The 18659-nt window shown below is 59.2% G+C and carries 22 protein-coding genes; 15 read left to right on the top strand and 7 right to left on the bottom strand.

What is annotated here, in order from left to right:
- On the top strand, positions 1-203 hold a 203-nt coding region (locus tag AC07N8_RS28170), incomplete at its 5' end, for a hypothetical protein (RefSeq protein WP_493146917.1).
- Here the strand turns inward: AC07N8_RS28170 and AC07N8_RS28165 are convergent.
- A complete protein-coding gene (locus tag AC07N8_RS28165) occupies positions 181-1401 on the bottom strand; it encodes a CaiB/BaiF CoA transferase family protein (RefSeq protein WP_483841465.1) in 1221 nt (406 codons plus the stop codon). The two genes, AC07N8_RS28170 and AC07N8_RS28165, sit on opposite strands and share 23 nt — an antisense overlap.
- Positions 1402-1414: 13 nt before the next feature.
- Positions 1415-2596, bottom strand: a complete 1182-nt coding sequence (locus AC07N8_RS28160; RefSeq protein WP_027926097.1) for an acyl-CoA dehydrogenase — start codon at positions 2594-2596, stop codon at positions 1415-1417.
- Positions 2597-2754: 158 nt separating this feature from the next.
- Here AC07N8_RS28160 and AC07N8_RS28155 point away from each other — a divergent pair, with 158 nt between their 5' ends.
- From AC07N8_RS28155 to AC07N8_RS28105, 11 genes are all read left to right on the top strand, one after another.
- Positions 2755-3654 (top strand): LysR family transcriptional regulator, encoded by a 900-nt coding sequence (locus tag AC07N8_RS28155; protein ID WP_493146920.1) that lies wholly within the window; start codon positions 2755-2757, stop codon positions 3652-3654.
- A gap of 435 nt (positions 3655-4089) precedes the next feature.
- Positions 4090-5211 (top strand): Re/Si-specific NAD(P)(+) transhydrogenase subunit alpha, encoded by a 1122-nt coding sequence (locus tag AC07N8_RS28150; protein ID WP_483841467.1) that lies wholly within the window; start codon positions 4090-4092, stop codon positions 5209-5211.
- Between the two features lie 15 nt (positions 5212-5226).
- The gene (locus tag AC07N8_RS28145) at positions 5227-5550 is read left to right on the top strand and encodes an NAD(P) transhydrogenase subunit alpha part 2 (protein ID WP_007947884.1); all 324 of its coding nucleotides are present in this window, start codon (positions 5227-5229) and stop codon (positions 5548-5550) included.
- Positions 5550-6983: an NAD(P)(+) transhydrogenase (Re/Si-specific) subunit beta gene (locus tag AC07N8_RS28140; protein WP_027926100.1), complete on the top strand. Its 1434-nt coding sequence runs from the start codon at positions 5550-5552 to the stop codon at positions 6981-6983. Before AC07N8_RS28145 ends, AC07N8_RS28140 begins: the two co-directional genes overlap by 1 nt.
- A gap of 214 nt (positions 6984-7197) precedes the next feature.
- Complete coding sequence (gene scpC / locus AC07N8_RS28135; protein WP_493146923.1) at positions 7198-8691, top strand: succinyl-CoA:acetate CoA-transferase ScpC; 1494 nt, start codon at positions 7198-7200, stop codon at positions 8689-8691.
- A 319-nt stretch (positions 8692-9010) separates the two neighbouring features.
- Positions 9011-9226, top strand: a complete 216-nt coding sequence (locus AC07N8_RS28130) for a DUF1127 domain-containing protein (protein ID WP_007947887.1) — start codon at positions 9011-9013, stop codon at positions 9224-9226.
- A 255-nt stretch (positions 9227-9481) separates the two neighbouring features.
- Complete coding sequence (locus AC07N8_RS28125; protein WP_493146924.1) at positions 9482-9691, top strand: DUF1127 domain-containing protein; 210 nt, start codon at positions 9482-9484, stop codon at positions 9689-9691.
- A 142-nt stretch (positions 9692-9833) separates the two neighbouring features.
- Positions 9834-10154 carry a DUF2388 domain-containing protein gene (locus AC07N8_RS28120; protein WP_140665562.1) on the top strand — a complete coding sequence of 107 codons (321 nt, stop codon included), beginning with the start codon at positions 9834-9836 and terminating at the stop codon, positions 10152-10154.
- Between the two features lie 105 nt (positions 10155-10259).
- Positions 10260-10577 carry a DUF2388 domain-containing protein gene (locus AC07N8_RS28115; RefSeq protein ID WP_483841470.1) on the top strand — a complete coding sequence of 106 codons (318 nt, stop codon included), beginning with the start codon at positions 10260-10262 and terminating at the stop codon, positions 10575-10577.
- A gap of 27 nt (positions 10578-10604) precedes the next feature.
- Positions 10605-10925 (top strand): DUF2388 domain-containing protein, encoded by a 321-nt coding sequence (locus AC07N8_RS28110; protein ID WP_493146927.1) that lies wholly within the window; start codon positions 10605-10607, stop codon positions 10923-10925.
- Positions 10922-12883 carry a DUF7844 domain-containing protein gene (locus tag AC07N8_RS28105; protein ID WP_493146929.1) on the top strand — a complete coding sequence of 654 codons (1962 nt, stop codon included), beginning with the start codon at positions 10922-10924 and terminating at the stop codon, positions 12881-12883. The genes AC07N8_RS28110 and AC07N8_RS28105 overlap by 4 nt, the downstream gene beginning before the upstream one ends.
- A gap of 54 nt (positions 12884-12937) precedes the next feature.
- On the opposite strand, the gene AC07N8_RS28100 is transcribed toward AC07N8_RS28105, so the two are convergent.
- The 3 genes from AC07N8_RS28100 to trpB form a co-directional block, all read right to left on the bottom strand.
- Positions 12938-13393 (bottom strand): anti-virulence regulator CigR family protein, encoded by a 456-nt coding sequence (locus tag AC07N8_RS28100; RefSeq protein ID WP_493146931.1) that lies wholly within the window; start codon positions 13391-13393, stop codon positions 12938-12940.
- A gap of 121 nt (positions 13394-13514) precedes the next feature.
- Complete coding sequence (gene trpA, locus AC07N8_RS28095) at positions 13515-14327, bottom strand: tryptophan synthase subunit alpha (protein WP_123433320.1); 813 nt, start codon at positions 14325-14327, stop codon at positions 13515-13517.
- On the bottom strand, positions 14327-15547 hold the full coding sequence (trpB, locus tag AC07N8_RS28090) for a tryptophan synthase subunit beta (protein WP_452628853.1): 1221 nt from the start codon (positions 15545-15547) through the stop codon (positions 14327-14329). The genes trpA and trpB overlap by 1 nt, the downstream gene beginning before the upstream one ends.
- Before the next feature lie 110 nt (positions 15548-15657).
- Between trpB and AC07N8_RS28085 the strand changes: the two genes are divergently transcribed.
- A complete protein-coding gene (locus tag AC07N8_RS28085) occupies positions 15658-16551 on the top strand; it encodes a LysR family transcriptional regulator (protein WP_493146934.1) in 894 nt (297 codons plus the stop codon).
- On the opposite strand, the gene AC07N8_RS28080 is transcribed toward AC07N8_RS28085, so the two are convergent.
- Positions 16548-16874, bottom strand: coding sequence for an ElaB/YgaM/YqjD family protein (locus AC07N8_RS28080; protein ID WP_140665532.1), 327 nt, complete (start codon positions 16872-16874; stop codon positions 16548-16550). The genes AC07N8_RS28085 and AC07N8_RS28080 overlap by 4 nt on opposite strands.
- Before the next feature lie 155 nt (positions 16875-17029).
- Here AC07N8_RS28080 and AC07N8_RS28075 point away from each other — a divergent pair, with 155 nt between their 5' ends.
- Together AC07N8_RS28075 and AC07N8_RS28070 are read left to right on the top strand one after the other, a co-directional pair.
- Positions 17030-17245, top strand: a complete 216-nt coding sequence (locus AC07N8_RS28075; protein WP_140665528.1) for a dodecin — start codon at positions 17030-17032, stop codon at positions 17243-17245.
- A 121-nt stretch (positions 17246-17366) separates the two neighbouring features.
- A complete protein-coding gene (locus AC07N8_RS28070) occupies positions 17367-17591 on the top strand; it encodes a DUF1161 domain-containing protein (protein ID WP_483841475.1) in 225 nt (74 codons plus the stop codon).
- A gap of 62 nt (positions 17592-17653) precedes the next feature.
- Here AC07N8_RS28070 and AC07N8_RS28065 read toward each other — a convergent pair whose 3' ends face one another.
- Complete coding sequence (locus AC07N8_RS28065) at positions 17654-18655, bottom strand: LLM class flavin-dependent oxidoreductase (protein WP_027926113.1); 1002 nt, start codon at positions 18653-18655, stop codon at positions 17654-17656.
- Positions 18656-18659: the final 4 nt, after the last annotated feature.

Below are 18659 nucleotides of genomic sequence, written 5' to 3'. Positions count from 1 at the left end.
TGTTTACCAAGGAGTTTTCCGTTTCGACTGCGCCGGAAGTGGGGCGAATTATAGACATCCAGAATCTGCCGTCAAGCAATGATTTTGCTTATCCATCAATAACTTGCCGAACGGTGCAAAACCACCCGATGCCTCTCTATATAGAAAGGGGAACAGCTCCCTTCTATATAGAAGAAGTCCTCAGAGCACCCCAGCCTCTTTGAAAGCAGCCACGGCACCCGCGCCAAGACCCAGTACTCGCTGCAGAACCTCTTGCGTATGCTCACCCAGCAATGGAGGAGCATTACGGTACTCCACCGGGGTCTCGGATAAACGAATAGGGCTGGCCACCTGCGGCACCATCCCTGCCAACGCATGCGGCATTTCAATCGCCAGCCCACGCGCCTTGACCTGAGGATCAGCAAACATCTGCGCCAGATCATTGATCGGGCCACAGGGCACGCCAGCCTGCTCCAACTGCAAGACCCACTCCGCAGTGGTCTTGAACACCGTCGCCTGACGGATCAACGGAATCAACACCGCTCGATTCGCCACTCGCAGCTTGTTAGTCGCAAAGCGCGGGTCATCTGCCCACTGCGGTTGCCCGGCCACTTCAGCAAACTTGCGGAACTGACCATCGTTCCCCACGGTAAGGATGAAGTCGCCGTCCGCCGTAGGAAAATCCTGATAAGGCACGATGTTCGGATGCGCGTTACCCAAGCGCTTGGGCGCATTGCCCGTCGTCAGGTAGTTCATTGCCTGGTTAGCCAGACAGGCAACCTGAACATCCAATAGCGCCATGTCGATGTGCTGGCCGCCGCCGTCGTGATCCCGGTGCGCAAGCGCCGCCAGAATCGCCACCGTGGAATAGAGCCCGGTCAAAATGTCCGTCAGCGCCACACCGACCTTCACCGGCCCGGCACCCTCATCCCCTTCCGGTCGCCCGGTCAGGCTCATCAGGCCACCCAGGCCCTGGATCATGAAGTCATAACCCGCACGCTTGGCGTAGGGACCGGTCTGGCCAAACCCGGTAATCGAGCAATAGATCAGATTCGGGTTAATGGCCTTGAGCGACGCATAGTCCAGCCCATAGGCCGCCAGCCCTCCGACCTTGAAGTTCTCGATCAGGATGTCCGACTTCGCCGCCAAATCACGCACCAGCTTCTGACCTTCCGGGCGCGTGAAGTCGATGGTGACCGATTGCTTGTTGCGATTGGCCGACAAGTAATAGGCGGCCTCGCTGGTGTTCTCGCCATAGGCGTCTTTCAGAAAAGGAGGCCCCCAGGCGCGCGTGTCATCGCCGTTGCCCGGGCGCTCGACCTTGATCACCTCAGCGCCAAGGTCCGCCAGGATCTGCCCGGACCAAGGCCCGGCCAGTACCCGCGATAAATCCAGTACCCGCAGATGCGAAAGCGCGCCCATGGACGTTCTCCTATTAATAGAACGCCTGGATGCCGGTTTGCGCGCGACCGAGAATCAGTGCGTGGACGTCATGCGTACCTTCATAGGTATTCACCACTTCCAGGTTGACCAGATGGCGCGCGACACCGAACTCATCGGAGATGCCGTTGCCGCCCAGCATGTCGCGCGCCATACGAGCGATGTCCAGGGACTTGCCGCAGGAGTTGCGCTTCATCATCGACGTGATTTCGACTGCCGCAGTGCCTTCGTCTTTCATACGACCCAGACGCAGACAGCCTTGCAGCGCCATGGTGATTTCGGTCTGCATGTCAGCGAGCTTCTTCTGGATCAACTGAGTGGCAGCCAATGGACGACCGAATTGCTGACGATCCAGGGTGTACTGGCGAGCGGTGTGCCAGCAGAACTCGGCAGCGCCCAGTGCGCCCCAGGAAATGCCATAACGCGCGGAGTTGAGGCAGGTAAACGGACCTTTCAAACCACGGACGTCCGGGAAGATGTTCTCTTCAGGAACAAACACGTTGTCCATGACGATTTCGCCAGTGATGGATGCACGCAGGCCGACCTTGCCGTGAATCGCCGGGGTGCTCAGACCTTTCCAGCCCTTCTCCAGAACGAAACCACGGATGTCGCCGGCGTCATCCTTGGCCCAGACCACGAAAACATCGGCGATCGGGCTGTTGGTGATCCACATCTTGCTGCCGGTCAGGCTGTAGCCGCCTTCCACTTTGCGTGCACGAGTAATCATCGCACCCGGGTCGGAACCGTGGTTAGGCTCGGTCAGACCGAAGCAGCCAATCCACTCACCGGTGGCCAGTTTCGGCAGGTACTTCTGCTTCTGGGCTTCAGTGCCGAATTCGTTGATCGGCACCATCACCAGCGAGGACTGCACGCTCATCATCGAACGGTAGCCGGAGTCGACACGCTCGACTTCACGAGCAATCAGACCGTAGCTGACGTAGTTGAGACCGCTGCCGCCGTACTGCTCAGGGATGGTCGCGCCCAACAGACCGACTTCGCCCATTTCACGGAAGATCGCTGGATCAGTCTTCTCATGACGGAAAGCTTCGAGAACGCGCGGTGCGAGCTTCTGCTGAGCGAATTGCTCGGCAGTGTCGCGAATCATGCGTTCTTCTTCAGTGAGCTGTTGATCCAGCAGCAGAGGATCGATCCAGTTGAAGCTAGCTTTACCGCCCATGAGTGTGTCCTCTCGAATCGGGGTCAAATTGCGTGGACTGATCCTAGGCCGGGTTCGGCATTACGGCAAACGAGGATTTTGCATACTGTTGTGCTAATTTCTCACTCCGTAACATCGCAAAAGAGCCTTTATGCGATGGATTAGTGAGGTTGACGTACATGCGCAGGAAAATCCCCAGCACAACGGCCCTGATCAGCTTTGAAGCGGCCGCACGCCACGAAAGCTTCACCAAAGCTGCCCAGGAGCTTTCGCTGACCCAAGGCGCCATTTGCCGGCAGATCGCCAGCCTGGAGGAGTTCCTCAGTGTCGAACTGTTCCGACGCTCGCGGCGCGGTGTGAAACTGACGGAAGCGGGACTTTCCTACAGCCGTCGCGTCGCTACACAACTCGATGCGGTGGAGCGGGACACGCTGTCGGTGATGGGGCAACAGGGCGCCAACGTGATCGAACTGGCAGTGGTTCCGACCTTTGGCACCCAGTGGCTGCTGCCGCGACTCAAGGACTTTCAGCAGAAGCATCCGGAAGTGACGGTCAACCTTACTAACCGCACCCGACCGTTTTTGTTTGCCGATACTGACTTCGACGCAGCGATCTATTTCGGTGATGCCGACTGGTCAGGTACCGAATCCCACAGATTGATGGGTGAAAATCCGATGCCGGTGTGCAGCCCGGCCCTACTGGGCAAGAAGGCAAATCTGACACCCGTCGAGATCGCTGAACTCCCCCTGCTGCAACAGACCACCCGCCCCTATGCATGGCGCCAGTGGTTTAACTCGCAGCACCTCAATATCCCACGGGACATGACAGGACCGCGCTACGAGCTATTCTCCATGCTTGCCCAAGCGGCAATGCATGACATGGGCATCGCGCTGATTCCACCGTTCCTGATTCAACGTGAATTGGCGGAGAAGCGCCTGGTCATTGCCAACCCGCAGGCACTGTCGAGCGTCAAGGCTTATTACCTGATGATTCCCGAGCGAAAAGTGGAATCGGCGTCTTTAAAGGCATTTCGCGACTGGCTGCTCAATCAGGCGCACAGCTACAACCTAGAGGGTTAAAGGGTTCAGCTAATTAGCTGACCCCGTAGTCAGCAAAACAAAAGCCCTACAGATATAACTATATGTCGCATATACACAGGCTGTACGGACAAGCAGTACAAACGTCCCACAGGCGCCTGATGACGTGGCTTTGCGCCGCTATTGGTGGGCAATGACGCACTATTCACCGTAAAGATATGTAATTGGTCAATTTTCAACAAAACCCCTTACAAGTCACGGCCTGTAAGGGCTTGAGCCAGTTCGTTGCGACATTCGGTCACGGGGTGACTTGTAGTTAATTTTCCGTCACCCGTCATAATCCCTTGAAGGGCACAAAGTTCGCCTGCAAAATGCCGCGCCCCGCCCTGATTCGGCGGGATCGTGCTGATCGGCCGCCCCAGCCGCACCATCCGAAGTGCCTGGGTTTACTCAATAAGATCACGCAGGAGATTTGACGTGCACATTGGTGTTCCTCTCGAAACCCAGACGGGTGAAACACGGGTTGCTGCAACCCCGGAAACCATCAAGAAGCTGATCGGCCAGGGTCATAAAGTCACTGTGCAAAGCGGCGCCGGCATTAATGCCAGCGTTGTCGACAGTGCTTATGAAGCGGCAGGCGCAACGATTGGCAGCGCCAACGATGCGTTTGGTGCCGAGCTGATTCTCAAGGTGGTCGCTCCCAGCGACAGCGAACTGACGCTGATTAAAAGCGGCACCGTTGTGGTGGGCATGCTCAATCCGTTCAGCAATGAAACCATCGCCAAGCTGGCCGAATGCGGCATTACCGCCTTCGCTCTGGAGGCCGCGCCACGCACCTCCCGTGCGCAGAGCCTGGATGTGCTGTCCTCGCAAGCGAACATCGCTGGCTATAAAGCCGTGTTGTTGGCCGCTCATCACTACCCGCGCTTCATGCCGATGCTGATGACCGCTGCGGGCACCGTGAAAGCGGCGCGCGTGCTTATTCTCGGCGCGGGTGTGGCCGGTTTGCAGGCAATTGCGACTGCCAAGCGTCTGGGCGCGGTGATCGAGGCCTCGGACGTACGTCCGGCGGTGAAGGAACAAATCGAATCCCTGGGTGCGAAATTCGTCGACGTGCCGTACGAAACCGATGAAGAGCGCGAATGCGCCGTTGGTGTCGGCGGTTACGCGCGGCCAATGCCCGCCAGCTGGATGCAACGTCAGGCCCTGGCCGTGCATGAGCGCGCCAAGCAGGCTGACATCGTCATCACCACCGCACTGATCCCGGGCCGCAAGGCACCGACGCTGTTGAGCGCGGAAACCGTGGCGCAAATGAAGCCGGGCTCGGTGGTCATCGATCTCGCGGCGGCTCAGGGCGGCAACTGCCCGCTGACCGTGGCGGATCAGGTAGTGGTCGAGAATGGCGTGACCATTTGCGGCCCGACCAATCTGGCCGGCGCAGTGGCGGCAGACGCTTCGGCGCTGTATGCACGCAACCTGCTGGACTTCCTGAAGCTGGTCTTCAACAAAGAAGGTCAGTTCGAAGTGAACCTCGAAGACGATATCGTCGCCGCGTGCCTGATGTGCCGCGATGGCCAAGTCATCCGCAAAAACGCCTAAGCAGGGATTCAGACGATGGAAGAGCTTATCTCCCCCGGTATCTACAACCTGATCATCTTCGTGCTGGCGATTTATGTCGGTTACCACGTGGTCTGGAACGTTACACCTGCACTGCACACGCCATTGATGGCCGTGACCAACGCCATCTCGGCCATCGTTATCGTCGGCGCCATGCTGGCGGCGGCGCTGACCGTCACGCCACTGGGCAAAACCATGGGTACCCTCGCGGTGGCTCTGGCAGCAGTGAACGTGTTCGGTGGCTTCCTGGTTACCCGCAGGATGCTTGAGATGTTCAAGAAAAAAGCCCCGAAAGTCGTAAAAGAAGAGGCGCCGAAGTAATGAGCATGAATCTTGTAACGACGCTCTACTTGATCGCGTCGATCTGCTTCATCCAGGCCCTCAAAGGCCTGTCGCACCCAACCACGTCCCGGCGCGGCAATGTGTACGGCATGCTCGGCATGGCGTTGGCGATCCTCACCACCGTAGGCCTCATCTATAAGCTGGGCGCAGAGCTTGCCACCGCCGGCATCGGTTACGTCATCGTCGGTCTGCTGGTCGGCGGCACCGCCGGCTCGATCATGGCCAAGCGCGTCGAGATGACCAAGATGCCGGAACTGGTCGCCTTCATGCACAGCATGATTGGTATGGCTGCGGTGTTCATCGCCATTGCTGCGGTTGTTGAGCCGCAATCGCTAGGCATCGTCAAGCAACTGGGCGACGCGATTCCGGCTGGTAACCGTCTGGAGCTGTTCCTCGGCGCGGCCATCGGTGCAATCACCTTCTCCGGTTCGGTGATCGCCTTCGGCAAGCTGTCGGGCAAATACAAGTTCCGCCTGTTCCAGGGCGCACCGGTACAGTTCGGCGGGCAGCACAAGTTGAACCTGCTGCTGGGCCTGGCGACACTGGGCCTCGGCGTGACCTTCATGCTGACTGGCAACCTGAGTGCCTTCGCCTTGATGCTGGCCCTGGCCTTCGTGCTTGGCGTGCTGATCATCATCCCGATTGGCGGCGCGGACATGCCGGTCGTCGTGTCGATGCTCAACAGCTACTCCGGCTGGGCGGCGGCGGGTATCGGCTTCTCGCTGAACAACTCGATGCTGATCATTGCCGGCTCGCTGGTGGGCTCCAGCGGTGCAATCCTCTCGTACATCATGTGCAAGGCGATGAACCGTTCCTTCTTTAATGTGCTGCTTGGCGGCTTCGGCAACACAGCCGATGCAGGTCCGGCCGGCGCCAAGGAAGCCCGCCCGGTGAAATCCGGCTCGGCTGACGACGCGACGTTCCTGCTGACCAACGCCGACACCGTGATCATCGTTCCGGGCTACGGCCTGGCAGTGGCACGGGCGCAGCACGCGCTGAAAGAACTGACCGAGAAGCTGACCCATCGCGGTGTGACCGTGAAGTACGCGATCCATCCGGTTGCCGGTCGGATGCCTGGCCACATGAACGTATTGCTGGCCGAGGCCGAAGTGCCTTACGACCAAGTGTTCGAGATGGAAGACATCAACTCCGAGTTCGGTCAGGCCGACGTGGTGCTGGTGTTGGGCGCCAACGACGTGGTCAACCCGGCCGCGAAGAACGATCCGAAGTCGCCGATTGCCGGCATGCCGATCCTGGAAGCGTTCAAGGCCAAGACCATCATCGTCAACAAACGCTCGATGGCCAGCGGCTATGCCGGTCTGGATAACGAACTGTTTTACCTGGACAAGACCATGATGGTTTTTGGCGACGCCAAGAAAGTCATCGAAGACATGGTCAAAGCCGTCGAGTAACCCTCATCGGCACACAGAACGCCCCGACTCGTCGGGGCGTTTTTGTTTGCGCAAATCGTCGGACAAAACTACGCTTTTGTTACCGATCCGGTAATGGTGTTTTGCGCCAAAGGCCCGAAATAGACGCCTCGTTTGCGACCTTGGTAGCGGGACAGGAGTCGGTGTAATTCACTAGACTGCGCATCCTGCTACCCGTTGCCCGAGATAACAATCCATGTACCGTGACCGTATTCGCCTGCCTTCCTTGTTGGATAAAGTGATGAGCGCCGCCGACGCCGCCGCTCTGATTGAGGACGGCATGACCGTCGGCATGAGTGGCTTCACCCGCGCCGGCGAAGCCAAAGCCGTACCCCAGGCTCTGGCCGAGCGCGCCAAGGTCTCGCCGTTGAAAATCACCCTGATGACCGGCGCCAGCCTGGGCAACGACCTCGACAAACAGCTCACCGAAGCCGGCGTACTGTCGCGACGCATGCCGTTCCAGGTCGACAGCACCCTGCGCAAGGCTATTAATGCGGGCGAGGTGATGTTCATCGACCAGCACCTCTCGGAAACCGTGGAGCAACTGCGCAACCAGCAACTCAAGTTGCCGGACATCGCTGTAATTGAAGCGGTGGCGATCACCGAGCACGGTCATATCGTGCCAACCACGTCGGTTGGCAACTCGGCCAGCTTCGCGATTTTCGCCAAACACGTGATCGTCGAGATCAACATGGCGCACAACCCGAATCTCGAAGGCCTGCACGACATTTATATCCCCACTTATCGCCCGACCCGCACGCCGATTCCGCTGGTGAAAGTCGATGACCGCATTGGCAGCACTGCCATCCCGATCCCGCCGGAGAAGATCGTCGCGATCGTGATCACCAATCAACCGGACTCGCCGTCCACCGTATTGCCACCCGATGCCGACACCCAAGCCATCGCGGATCACCTGATCAACTTCTTCAAGCAAGAGGTGGCTGCCGGGCGCATGACCAACAAGCTCGGCCCGCTGCAGGCCGGCATCGGCACCATTGCCAACTCGGTGATGTGTGGCCTGATTGATTCGCCATTCGAAGACCTGACCATGTACTCCGAGGTGCTGCAGGATTCGACCTTCGACCTGATCGATGCCGGCAAACTGAGCTTCGCATCGGGCAGCTCGATTACCTTGTCGAGTCGCCGCAACGCCGATGTGTTTGGCAACCTCGAGCGCTACAAGGACAAACTGGTCCTGCGCCCACAGGAAATCTCCAACCACCCTGAGGTGGTGCGCCGCCTGGGCATCATCGGCGTCAACACCGCCCTGGAGTTCGACCTCTACGGCAACGTCAACTCCACCCACGTCTGCGGCACACGAATGATGAACGGCATTGGCGGCTCGGGCGACTTTGCGCGCAATGCGCATTTGTCGGTCTTCGTTACCAAATCGATCGCCAAGGGCGGCGCGATCTCCAGTGTCGTGCCGATGGTCAGCCACGTTGACCACACAGAGCATGACGTCGACATCCTGGTCACCGAGATCGGCCTTGCAGACTTGCGCGGGCTGGCACCCCGGGAGCGGGCGCGGGTCATCATCGACAACTGCGTGCACCCTGACTATCGCCAGGCCCTGGACAACTACTTCGCCGCCGCTTGCGCGATTGGCGGGCACACGCCGCATATCCTCCGTGATGCGCTGAGCTGGCACATCAACCTGGAAGAAACCGGGCGCATGCTCAAGGCGTAATTGGTACAGATGGCGGCTGGCGCAAACACAATTTCGTCAGCCTGCCGTTGCCAAGCATAATTCTGTTTAAAACTGTACTGCTGTACTGGTCATTTCCTACCGTAATTGCCTACCTTTTCAGGCCGAACGAGCAAAAACGCACGATATCGGTGCAGACAGGTACAGTTGCCTCAATTTAGACCAGTACACCCACTATTAACAGTTAACTGGTCCCTCACAATACAGGTGAACTGTATCTACAGAGACTAGGCAAACGAGAGGATCATGGGCACCAGTTAAACCACTACCTAATCCCGCCACAAGCGGAAGGATGTCAATCATGGAACGTACACTCAGTTCCGACCTGTTCTTCGAAGACACTGCTGCAAAGACCCAGGCTTCCATGCCTCTGCGCGTTATCGCCAACCTGATGCTGTGGCAGCGCCGCATCTCCAGCCGCCACCAACTGGCTCGCCTGGATTCGCGTCTGCTGGCTGACGCCGGGATTAGCGAAGCACAACGCTACGAAGAGCTGAGCAAGCCGTTCTGGCGCTAACTTAGCGTCGCTGGCCCTGACCCATCGGGTCCACTGCCAGCATCCCAGATTGAAAAAACAAAGCCCGTCGTGGGAAACCACGACGGGCTTTGTCGTTTTGGGCTGGAAACCCGAAAAACAAAGGGCGTTCTACAAAACCAGTACAGTTATCTAATTTCTACATCTGTATAAGTACAATTTCAGCGCAGTGTGCCTGTTTCACAAGAACGGAGGGGATCACCATGGAATCTCATTTCCAAGCACAAGGATCGCGCCATGAATCACTTACAAGATGTTTCCGCTCCCGCGCCGCAATCAAAACCTTGTAAACCTTGGCTTCAACGCGCGTGGACAACTCTTTCCCGTTGCCTGGAACGAGCCAGAACCCGGCGTTTGTTGGGGCAACTCAATGCGCAGCAACTATCAGACTTGGGCATCAGCCACGCCGATCGCCTCATGGAACTGGATAAACCGTTCTGGCGCTAATGTCCTGCCAGCACAGACGGGACTGTTCGAACGGGTAAAAGCGCCTAATATCCAATCAGAACGTGGCGAGCGCTGCAGGACAGACGTCTGATCCCGCAGATACCTCGCTACCTCTCAATCGGTTATCCAAAGGAGTTACACCATGTCCCGTCTTCGTCTGCTCAGCGCTGCTGCCCTGCTTGCCGTGGCGGCCAATTCCCACGCCACCAGCTTTATCGTGACCACCGATGCGGTCGTCAATGCCCTCAAAGCCACGTCCGACGCAACCACCGACGTCGTTTCCTCTTCTTTCAAGGACAACAAGATTGTGCGTGAAGCGCGCGATGATGCGGCCAGCTTCGTCGCCAGCGAAGGCGCCATCCGCGGCGTAAAACTGGAAAGTGCACTCGATTACATTCGCCACCAGGCGCCACAGCTGAGCGCAACCGATGCACAACTGGCACAAGCCATCCTGACCATCTAAGCGATACCTGACGCGGGACACGCCCAACGTGTCCCCATGTTTCGGCACTGGCTCTAGACCGGGTGTTGCGCTAGCCTTGGGACTCGCTTTCAGCTATCGAGTCTCATGCATTTTCATTCAAGGTTGTTGCTCACACCCCTACTGCTTGTGGCCTGCTGGTCGGGCCCGGCACAGGCTTTCGATGCCTTCAATCTTTCCACGCAAGGCACTGTCGCCAGTGGTTATGGCACCAGTCTGGTGACCTCCGCACCCTTCGACCGTAAACTGCTGCTCGCCGCGCACGATGATGCCGCGGCATTCATCGCCAGTGACGGTCAATTACGCGGAGCACAGCTGGAATCGGCCTTGATTTACCTGCGCCATACCCGGCCAAAACTTCATGCAAGCGACCTTGAACTGGCACAAGCAATTCTCGTCCAATAGTTATCCTTGTTTCTCCGGAGTTGTTCCATGCGTAACCCGCTGATTGCCGCCACCCTTGGCCTGCTGTTGTTGGCTGACGTGGCCCAGGCCCATACCCTGGTAGCCACCAGTAACATGCTCATTCGTGCCACCCAGCGCACGCTTGATTTCACCTCGGACACCACCACCTCCATCCGTGACTCGAAGATCATTCGCGAAGCCCAAGATGACGCAGCCAGTTTCGTGGCCAGCGATGGCGATATTCGCGGCGCGCACCTCGAAGCGGCTTTCAATACCCTACGCATTCGCGTGCCGGAAGCCCGGGATGCCAGTGATCAGGTACTCGCCGAAGCCATCCTCGCACTGTGAGGCCGTCAGTCGCCTGGCTGCTGGCCGGGGTCATGATGCTGCTCGGCAGCGCGGCCCACGCCAGCCTGCAATTACAGCTCAAGACTGAAGGCCTCAGCCCCGCACAACAGCAAGCCAGCCAGGCATTGCTCGATGAAGCCATGCAGGCGCTGCCGCCGCGGTTCATCGAGCAACTGGACCGACGTATCGATGTCGGCTGGACCGACGACATGCCGAGCAACGCCTACGGCCAGGCGACGCTGGTGTCCGAACTCGACTTGAATCGCAACCTGCTCGCCAGCCTCACCGACGGCAGCGCCGCGACCAAGAAGACCTATCGCCCCCATGGCACCGTCCGCCGGGAAATGCTCGCCACGGTGTTGCACGAACTCACCCACATTTACGACCGTTCGCGCCTGTGGCCAGACGCCGAGCGCAAACTGATTCAACACTGCACCCGACGCAGCAACAGCGCCGGACTGGTCGGTATTCCCGATCAGTGCCGTGGCCAGAATGATCGGCGCTTTACCCTCAGCGACGATCCGCGCCTGCTCGACCTCGCTGGCTGGCAACAATACGTCGGCCGTCGCGGCGAACGTGAACAGCACAACCGCCAGATCGCGCGTAGCCCGGACATTTACGAAACGGACAGCCCCAAAGAGTTCGTTGCGGTCAACATGGAGTATTTCCTCCTCGACCCAAGCTACGCCTGTCGGCGTCCGGCGCTGTATCGCTACTACCAGGAACACTTCGGCTGGGCGCCAGCGGCGAAAGACACCTGCGCCAAAACCTTCGCCTTCCTCAACGCCGGCAATGACTTTGCCAAAACACCCCTCGGGCAGGTTGATCCGGAACGGGTGTATGCGGTCGACTACCTGCTGGCCGAAGCCAACCAGAACTGGGTCAGTCGCTGGGGCCACAGCATGTTGCGGCTGGTGATTTGTGCGCCGGGACGACCACGAGGCCCCGACTGCCGTCTCGATCTGGACCAGCATCTGGTCTTGTCCTATCGCGCCTTCGTCGGTGATGTACAGCTCTCGAGTTGGGACGGACTGGTCGGCAAATACCCCTCGCGCCTGTTCGTCCTCCCGCTCGCCCAGGTCATCGACGAGTACACCAAGACCGAACTGCGCAGCCTGGCTTCGGTGCCGCTGAACCTGTCGCGCAATGAGATCGAAGATGTGGTGGAGCGTGCCGCGGAGATGCACTGGAGTTACGACGGCAACTACTTCTTCCTCTCCAACAATTGTGCGGTGGAAGAACTGAAACTGCTGCGAGGCGGCACCAACAACCCAAAACTGGTCGGGCTCGACAACATCATGCCCAACGGCTTGCTGGCGGTGCTGAAGGGCCGGGGACTGGCCGACACCAGCGTGCTGGATGATCCACGCGAAGCGCTACGACTGGGCTATCGCTTCGACTCCTTCCGCGACCGCTATCAAGCCATGTTCGAAGTGCTGAAAAAACGCTTGCCGATCAAACAGGACAAAGTCGAGGACTGGCTGGCATTAAAAGCGGTCGAGCGCCGGCAATGGTTCGAACAGGCTGACCTGCGCACCAGCGCGGCACTGCTGTTGTTGGAACAAGCGGCCCTGCGCCAACAATTGCTGCTGGCCCAGGACGAGGTCAAGCAGCGCTACCTCGGCGCGCGGAACCTGGAAAACGGCGGCATGGACAAGGCCAATGCGACCTTGCAACAGCTCCTCGCCAATAGCGGCTACCTCAGTCGCCCGGCCGAACTGCTCGGCAGTGGCGGTTACGGGTTGCCCCAACCGAGTGAGTCGCAACGCCTGGAATCGGAAAGCAGCCTGCGCCAAAAGCAGCTGCTGGTGCTGACTGGCGATCTGGACAAGGAAGTGCGAGCGCTGCTCGAACCGGACCGCGCAGCGGAAATGGCCGCCAATGAAGCCAACCTGAAGCAGGTTGGTGAGCATCTACGCAAGCTGCACAAAGCCGCCGGCGGGTTGGAACTGCCATAAGAAAAAGGGCTTCGTGGATAGTCCGCGAAGCCCTTTTTTTGCCTGTACGTTAGATCAAAGCACCCCCTCCAGAACTTCGTACACAATCCCGGTGCCGACGGCGATCAGCACAATGTCACCCCCTGCCCGGCGCCATTCGTACCCTGGGTAATACGGCAGGCGACCGAGCGCGCGATTGTCCAGACGCTCACCGTAATAGCCGTGAGGCAACGGCCGGCCGCGCTCCAGATGTATACCTGGAGGTGGCGGCGCACCGCGCACGAAATATTCGTGGTGTTCGTGGATCGTCTGACGCACCGGACCGAAGTCGCGCGGCGGAGGGCCACCGCGATGGTTGTCCTGATGATCGCGGTGATCATCCCCATGATTGTCGCCATGGTTATCGTACTGGCCCTGTTGCGGGCCGCCGTGGTCGTGATCGTCGCGCTGATCGGCGCTCGCGTGCAGCAACGGGGTAGCGCTCAACATCAGCACGCCCAGGCTGGCAATCAGACGTTTCGGCATTTTCATCGGGTCTTTCCTCACTGCACTTACAGCAAAAAGGGCTTCAGAACGTAGTCCTGAAGCCCTCGATCTTGCTGTTTAGTCTGTGCCGCGAGGCGCTAATTCCTCTGTATCAGGAACTTTACCTTCAGCTGACGCGAGCCTTACGCACACCTTCTGCCAGCGCCGCGCAAAGGCTCAGCACGCCATCAATCGCCTGATCCGGCGTCGAAGCGTTAGCGATGTGATCGATCAACGCCGAGCCCACCACCACACCGTCGGCCAGACGCGCAATGGACGCGGCTTGCTCTGGGGTCCGAATGCCGAAACCAATGCTGATCGGCAAATCAGTGTGGCGACGCAGACGGGCAACCGCCTCTTCAACGTGTTCCAGTGTCGCCGCACCTGCGCCGGTCACGCCGGCAACCGACACGTAGTAAACGAAGCCGGAGCTGCCGTTCAGAACGGTCGGCAAGCGAACGTCATCGGTGGTCGGGGTGGTCAGACGAATGAAGTCCAGGCCCGCAGCCTGAGCCGGGTCGCACAACTCGCCGTTATGTTCCGGCGGCAAGTCGACCACGATCAGGCCATCAACGCCGGCCGCTTTGGCATCGGCAATAAAGCGTGGCACGCCGTACATGTGGATCGGGTTGAAGTAGCCCATCAACACCAGCGGCGTCTCGGTATTGCCTTCACGGAACTCGCGAACCATTTGCAGGGTTTTCGCCAGGTTCTGCTTGGCACCCAGGGCGCGGATGTTGGCCAGCTGAATCGCCGGGCCATCGGCCATTGGATCGGTGAAGGGCATGCCCAACTCGATCACATCGGCACCGGCCGCGGGCAAACCTTTAAGGATCGCCAGGGACGTGTCGTAGCTCGGGTCGCCCGCGGTGACGAAGGTCACCAGGGCAGCGCGGTTCTGTTCCTTGAGTTCGGCAAAGCGCGTTTGCAGGCGGCTCATCAGTGTTTCTCCTGCTTTGATTGTTCCATATGGTGCATCACGGTTTGCATGTCTTTGTCGCCACGGCCGGACAGGTTGACCACCATCAGGTGATCTTTCGGCAGGGTCGGTGCGCGTTTGAACACTTCGGCCAGGGCGTGGGCGCTTTCCAGTGCAGGAATGATCCCTTCCAGGCGGCAGCATTTGTGGAACGCATCGAGGGCTTCGTCGTCGGTCACCGAGGTGTACTGAACGCGGCCGATGTCATGCAACCACGCATGTTCCGGGCCGATACCCGGGTAGTCGAGGCCGGCGGAAATCGAGTGGGCGTCGATGATCTGACCATCGTCGTCCTGCAACAGGAAGGTGCGGTTACCGTGCAGCACGCCCGGCACGCCGCCATTCAGGCTGGCTGCATGCTTGCCGGTTTCGATGCCGTAACCGGCAGCTTCTACACCAATGATCTCGACGCTCTTGTCGTCCAGGAACGGGTGAAACAGGCCCATGGCGTTGGAACCACCGCCGATGCACGCCACCAGGCTGTCCGGCAGACGGCCTTCCTGGGCTTGCAACTGATCGCGGGTTTCCTTGCCGATCACGGCCTGGAAGTCGCGAACCATGGCTGGATAAGGGTGCGGACCGGCCACGGTGCCGATCAGGTAGAAGGTGCTGTCAACGTTGGTCACCCAGTCACGAAGTGCTTCGTTCATTGCGTCTTTCAGGGTGCCGGTGCCGGCCACGACCGGGATCACTTCAGCGCCAAGCAGCTTCATGCGGAACACGTTGGCTTGCTGACGCTCGATGTCGGTGGTGCCCATGTAGATCACGCAGTCGAGACCGAAACGCGCAGCCACGGTGGCAGTCGCCACGCCGTGCATGCCCGCGCCGGTTTCGGCGATGATGCGTTTCTTGCCCATGCGCCGCGCCAGCAGGATCTGGCCGATGCAGTTGTTGATCTTGTGCGCGCCGGTGTGGTTCAGCTCTTCGCGCTTGAGGTAAATCTTCGCGCCGCCGCAGAACTCGGTCAGGCGTTCGGCATAGTAAAGAGGACTTGGACGTCCGACATAGTCACGCTGGAAGTAGGCCAATTCTTCTTTGAATGCCGGATCTTCCTTGGCCGCTTCGTATTCGCGGGCCAGGTCGAGGATCAACGGCATCAGGGTTTCGGCGACGTAGCGGCCGCCGAACGCGCCAAACAGGCCGTTGGCGTCGGGGCCGTTGCGCAGATTAGTCTGAGTCATGGGTCGCTCCAGTGAATGCGTGAATGACAATGCGCTTAACTCTACCCCTGACGCCCCGACCTGAAAACCGATAAGATCGCCGCAACCTGTCAGGAAAACTCACAGATCCCATGAGCCACGACCTTCCCCCGTTGAACGCCCTTCGCGCCTTCGAAGCCACTGCCCGCCTGAACAGCGTCAGCCAGGCTGCCGAACAGCTGCACGTTACCCATGGTGCGGTCAGCCGACAGCTCAAGGTGCTCGAAGAACACCTCGGGGTCAGTCTGTTCATCAAGGACGGTCGCGGCCTTAAACTCACAGATGCCGGCATTCGATTGCGCGACGCCAGCAGCGAAGCGTTCGAGCGCTTACGCACGGTGTGTGCAGAACTGACGCAAAGCACCGCCGATGCGCCCTTCGTGCTCGGTTGCTCGGGAAGCTTGCTCGCACGCTGGTTTATTCCCCGCCTGGGACGGCTGAATGCGGACCTGCCAGACCTGCGCCTGCACCTGTCCGCCGGCGAAGGTGATCTCGATCCACGTCGGCCGGGGCTTGATGCATTGCTGGTGTTTGCGGAACCGCCATGGCCTGCAGACATGCAGGTCTATGAGTTGATCAGCGAGCGGATCGGTCCGGTCATGAGTCCGCGATTCGCGGGATACGAAAGGTTGCAAGGCGCGCCGGCCACAGCGCTGTTGAACGAACCGTTGTTACACACCACTTCGCGCCCCCAAGCGTGGCCGAGTTGGGCGCAGCAAAGCGGCCTCGACGCCAAGGCGTTGAAGTACGGTCAGGGATTTGAGCATTTGTATTACTTGCTGGAAGCCGCAGTGGCCGGCCTGGGAGTGGCGATTGCGCCGGAACCGCTGGTGGCCGAGGACGTGAAGGCCGGTCGCCTGGTTGCGCCATGGGGCTTCAGTGAAACCCCGGCGCAACTGGCGTTGTGGTTACCCAAGCGCGCCGCAGACGGGCGGGCTCGGCAACTGGCGCAGTGGCTCAAGAACGAACTGCACCGAGCGGATTAATCCCCGCGTTTGCACAGCAGGTAGGCCGCAAGCAGACCTAGCGCACCCACGGCAACACCGGCCGTCGTCCAAGGGTGCTCCTGGGCATAGTCCCGAGTGGCGATCCCGGTTTCACGGGTTTTGACTTTGACGTCTTCGTACGCATCGCTGAGCAGATGACGCGAATGTTTCAGCGCACTTTCAGCGTTGGCTTTCAGGGTCTTGAGGGTTCGACGCGACTCGTCCGATGCATCGTCTTTGAGGCTTTCCAACGATTTCAGCAGACTCTCGATTTCGGCTTCCATGCTTTGCAATGAGGCTTTACGTAATGAAGTGTTGGCCATGGTGGCTCTCCTGCATTGATTGAGTTGCGTGTGTTGGTTGGGACTTCAGGGGTTGGAGAAAGTGCAGTAAATCTGCACAGCCCTTTCGGATTGGCCGACGCCAGTAAGACGAAAAATCACTGCTAGGCTGTAATTCACACCCTGAGGAGATCGCCATGACTGACCATCACACCTACAAAAAAGTCGAACTGGTCGGCTCGTCCACCAGCAGCATTGAAGACGCCATCAATAACGCGCTGGCCGAAGCCAGCAAAAGCCTCAAGCACATGGAATGGTTTGAAGTGACCGAAACCCGCGGGCACATCAAGGACGGCAAGGCGGCGCACTTTCAGGTGACGCTCAAAGTCGGGTTCCGGATTGCCAGCAGCTGAGTTTGAGCTAGTCTTCTGAACTTGCGCGCTGGCCGAGTGCCATAGGGAATGGCAAAGCGCTACTTGTGTACATCCGGAAATGGCCGGATGACCCTTTTGATCCGACCAGGGAATGCGACCAATGAAGAAGTTTATGTTGGCAGTAGGTTTGTTAAGCCTTGCGGGTACAGCGCTTGCTGACGGCAAGTCGTGCGAAGAGCTAAAAGCCGAAATCGCCGCGAAGCTGGATGCCAAGGGCGTTTCTGGTTACTCGCTGGAAATTGTCGATAAAGGTGCCGCCGCTGGCGCGAAAGTTGTCGGCAAATGCGAAAAAGGCGCCAAGGAAATCGTCTACAAGCGCGGTTAATCCCGCACAGATGTGAAAAGCCGACGCAATGCGTCGGCTTTTTTATGCGCGTCTTTGCAGTTTCAGCCCTTCATGACCTGTGCCAGCAGTTCATAGGAGTGAACACGATCAGCGTGCTCATACAGGTCGCAGGTAAAAATCAGCTCGTCGGCTTGCGTCTGCTCAACCAGCACGTCCAGTTTGGCGCGGATTTTCTGCGGGCTGCCCACCATGGCCAATCCGAGGAAATCACTGACCGCTTCGCGTTCATGCGGCAGCCATAACCCGTCCATGGTTTTCACCGGCGGACGCTGCACCAGACTCTGCCCACGCATCAACGCGAGAATCCGCTGGTAGACCGATGTCGCCAGATAATCGGCCTGTTCATCGGTATCCGCCGCCACCAGCGGCACGCCGAGCATCACGTAGGGTTTATCCAGTACCGCTGAAGGCTTGAAGTGATTGCGGTAGACGCGAATCGCCTCATGCATGAAACGCGGGGCGAAATGAGAGGCGAAGGCGTAGGGCAAACCGCGCTCGCCGGCCAGTTGTGCGCTGAACAGGCTGGAGCCCAGCAACCAGACCGGGACGTTGGTGCCGGTGCCGGGCATGGCGATGATCCGCTGGTCCGGGGTGCGCGGGCCGAGGTAACGCATCAGTTCGGCCACGTCTTCCGGGAAGTCGTCGGCACTGCCGGAGCGTTCGCGGCGCAGCGCGCGGGCGGTCATTTGATCGGAACCGGGCGCGCGGCCCAGGCCAAGGTCAATACGCCCCGGATACAGACTTTCCAAGGTGCCGAACTGCTCGGCGATCACCAACGGCGCGTGGTTAGGCAGCATTACTCCACCCGAGCCGACGCGAATGGTCGAGGTGCCACCCGCCAGATAACCCAGCAAAACCGACGTCGCCGAGCTGGCGATGCCGTCCATGTTGTGGTGTTCGGCGACCCAGAAGCGGTTGTAGCCGAATTTTTCGACGTGTTGCGCCAGATCCAGAGAGTTGCGCAGCGACTGGGCCGCGCTGCCGTTTTCCCGCACGGGCACCAGATCAAGGGTCGAGAACTTGATGTCGGACAGTCGTTTCATAAAC

The organism is Pseudomonas sp. GW821-FHT10C09 (genome assembly GCF_059415465.1).
The sequence above is the reverse complement of the archived record's forward strand: the minus strand, read 5'-3'. Positions and strand labels throughout refer to the sequence as shown.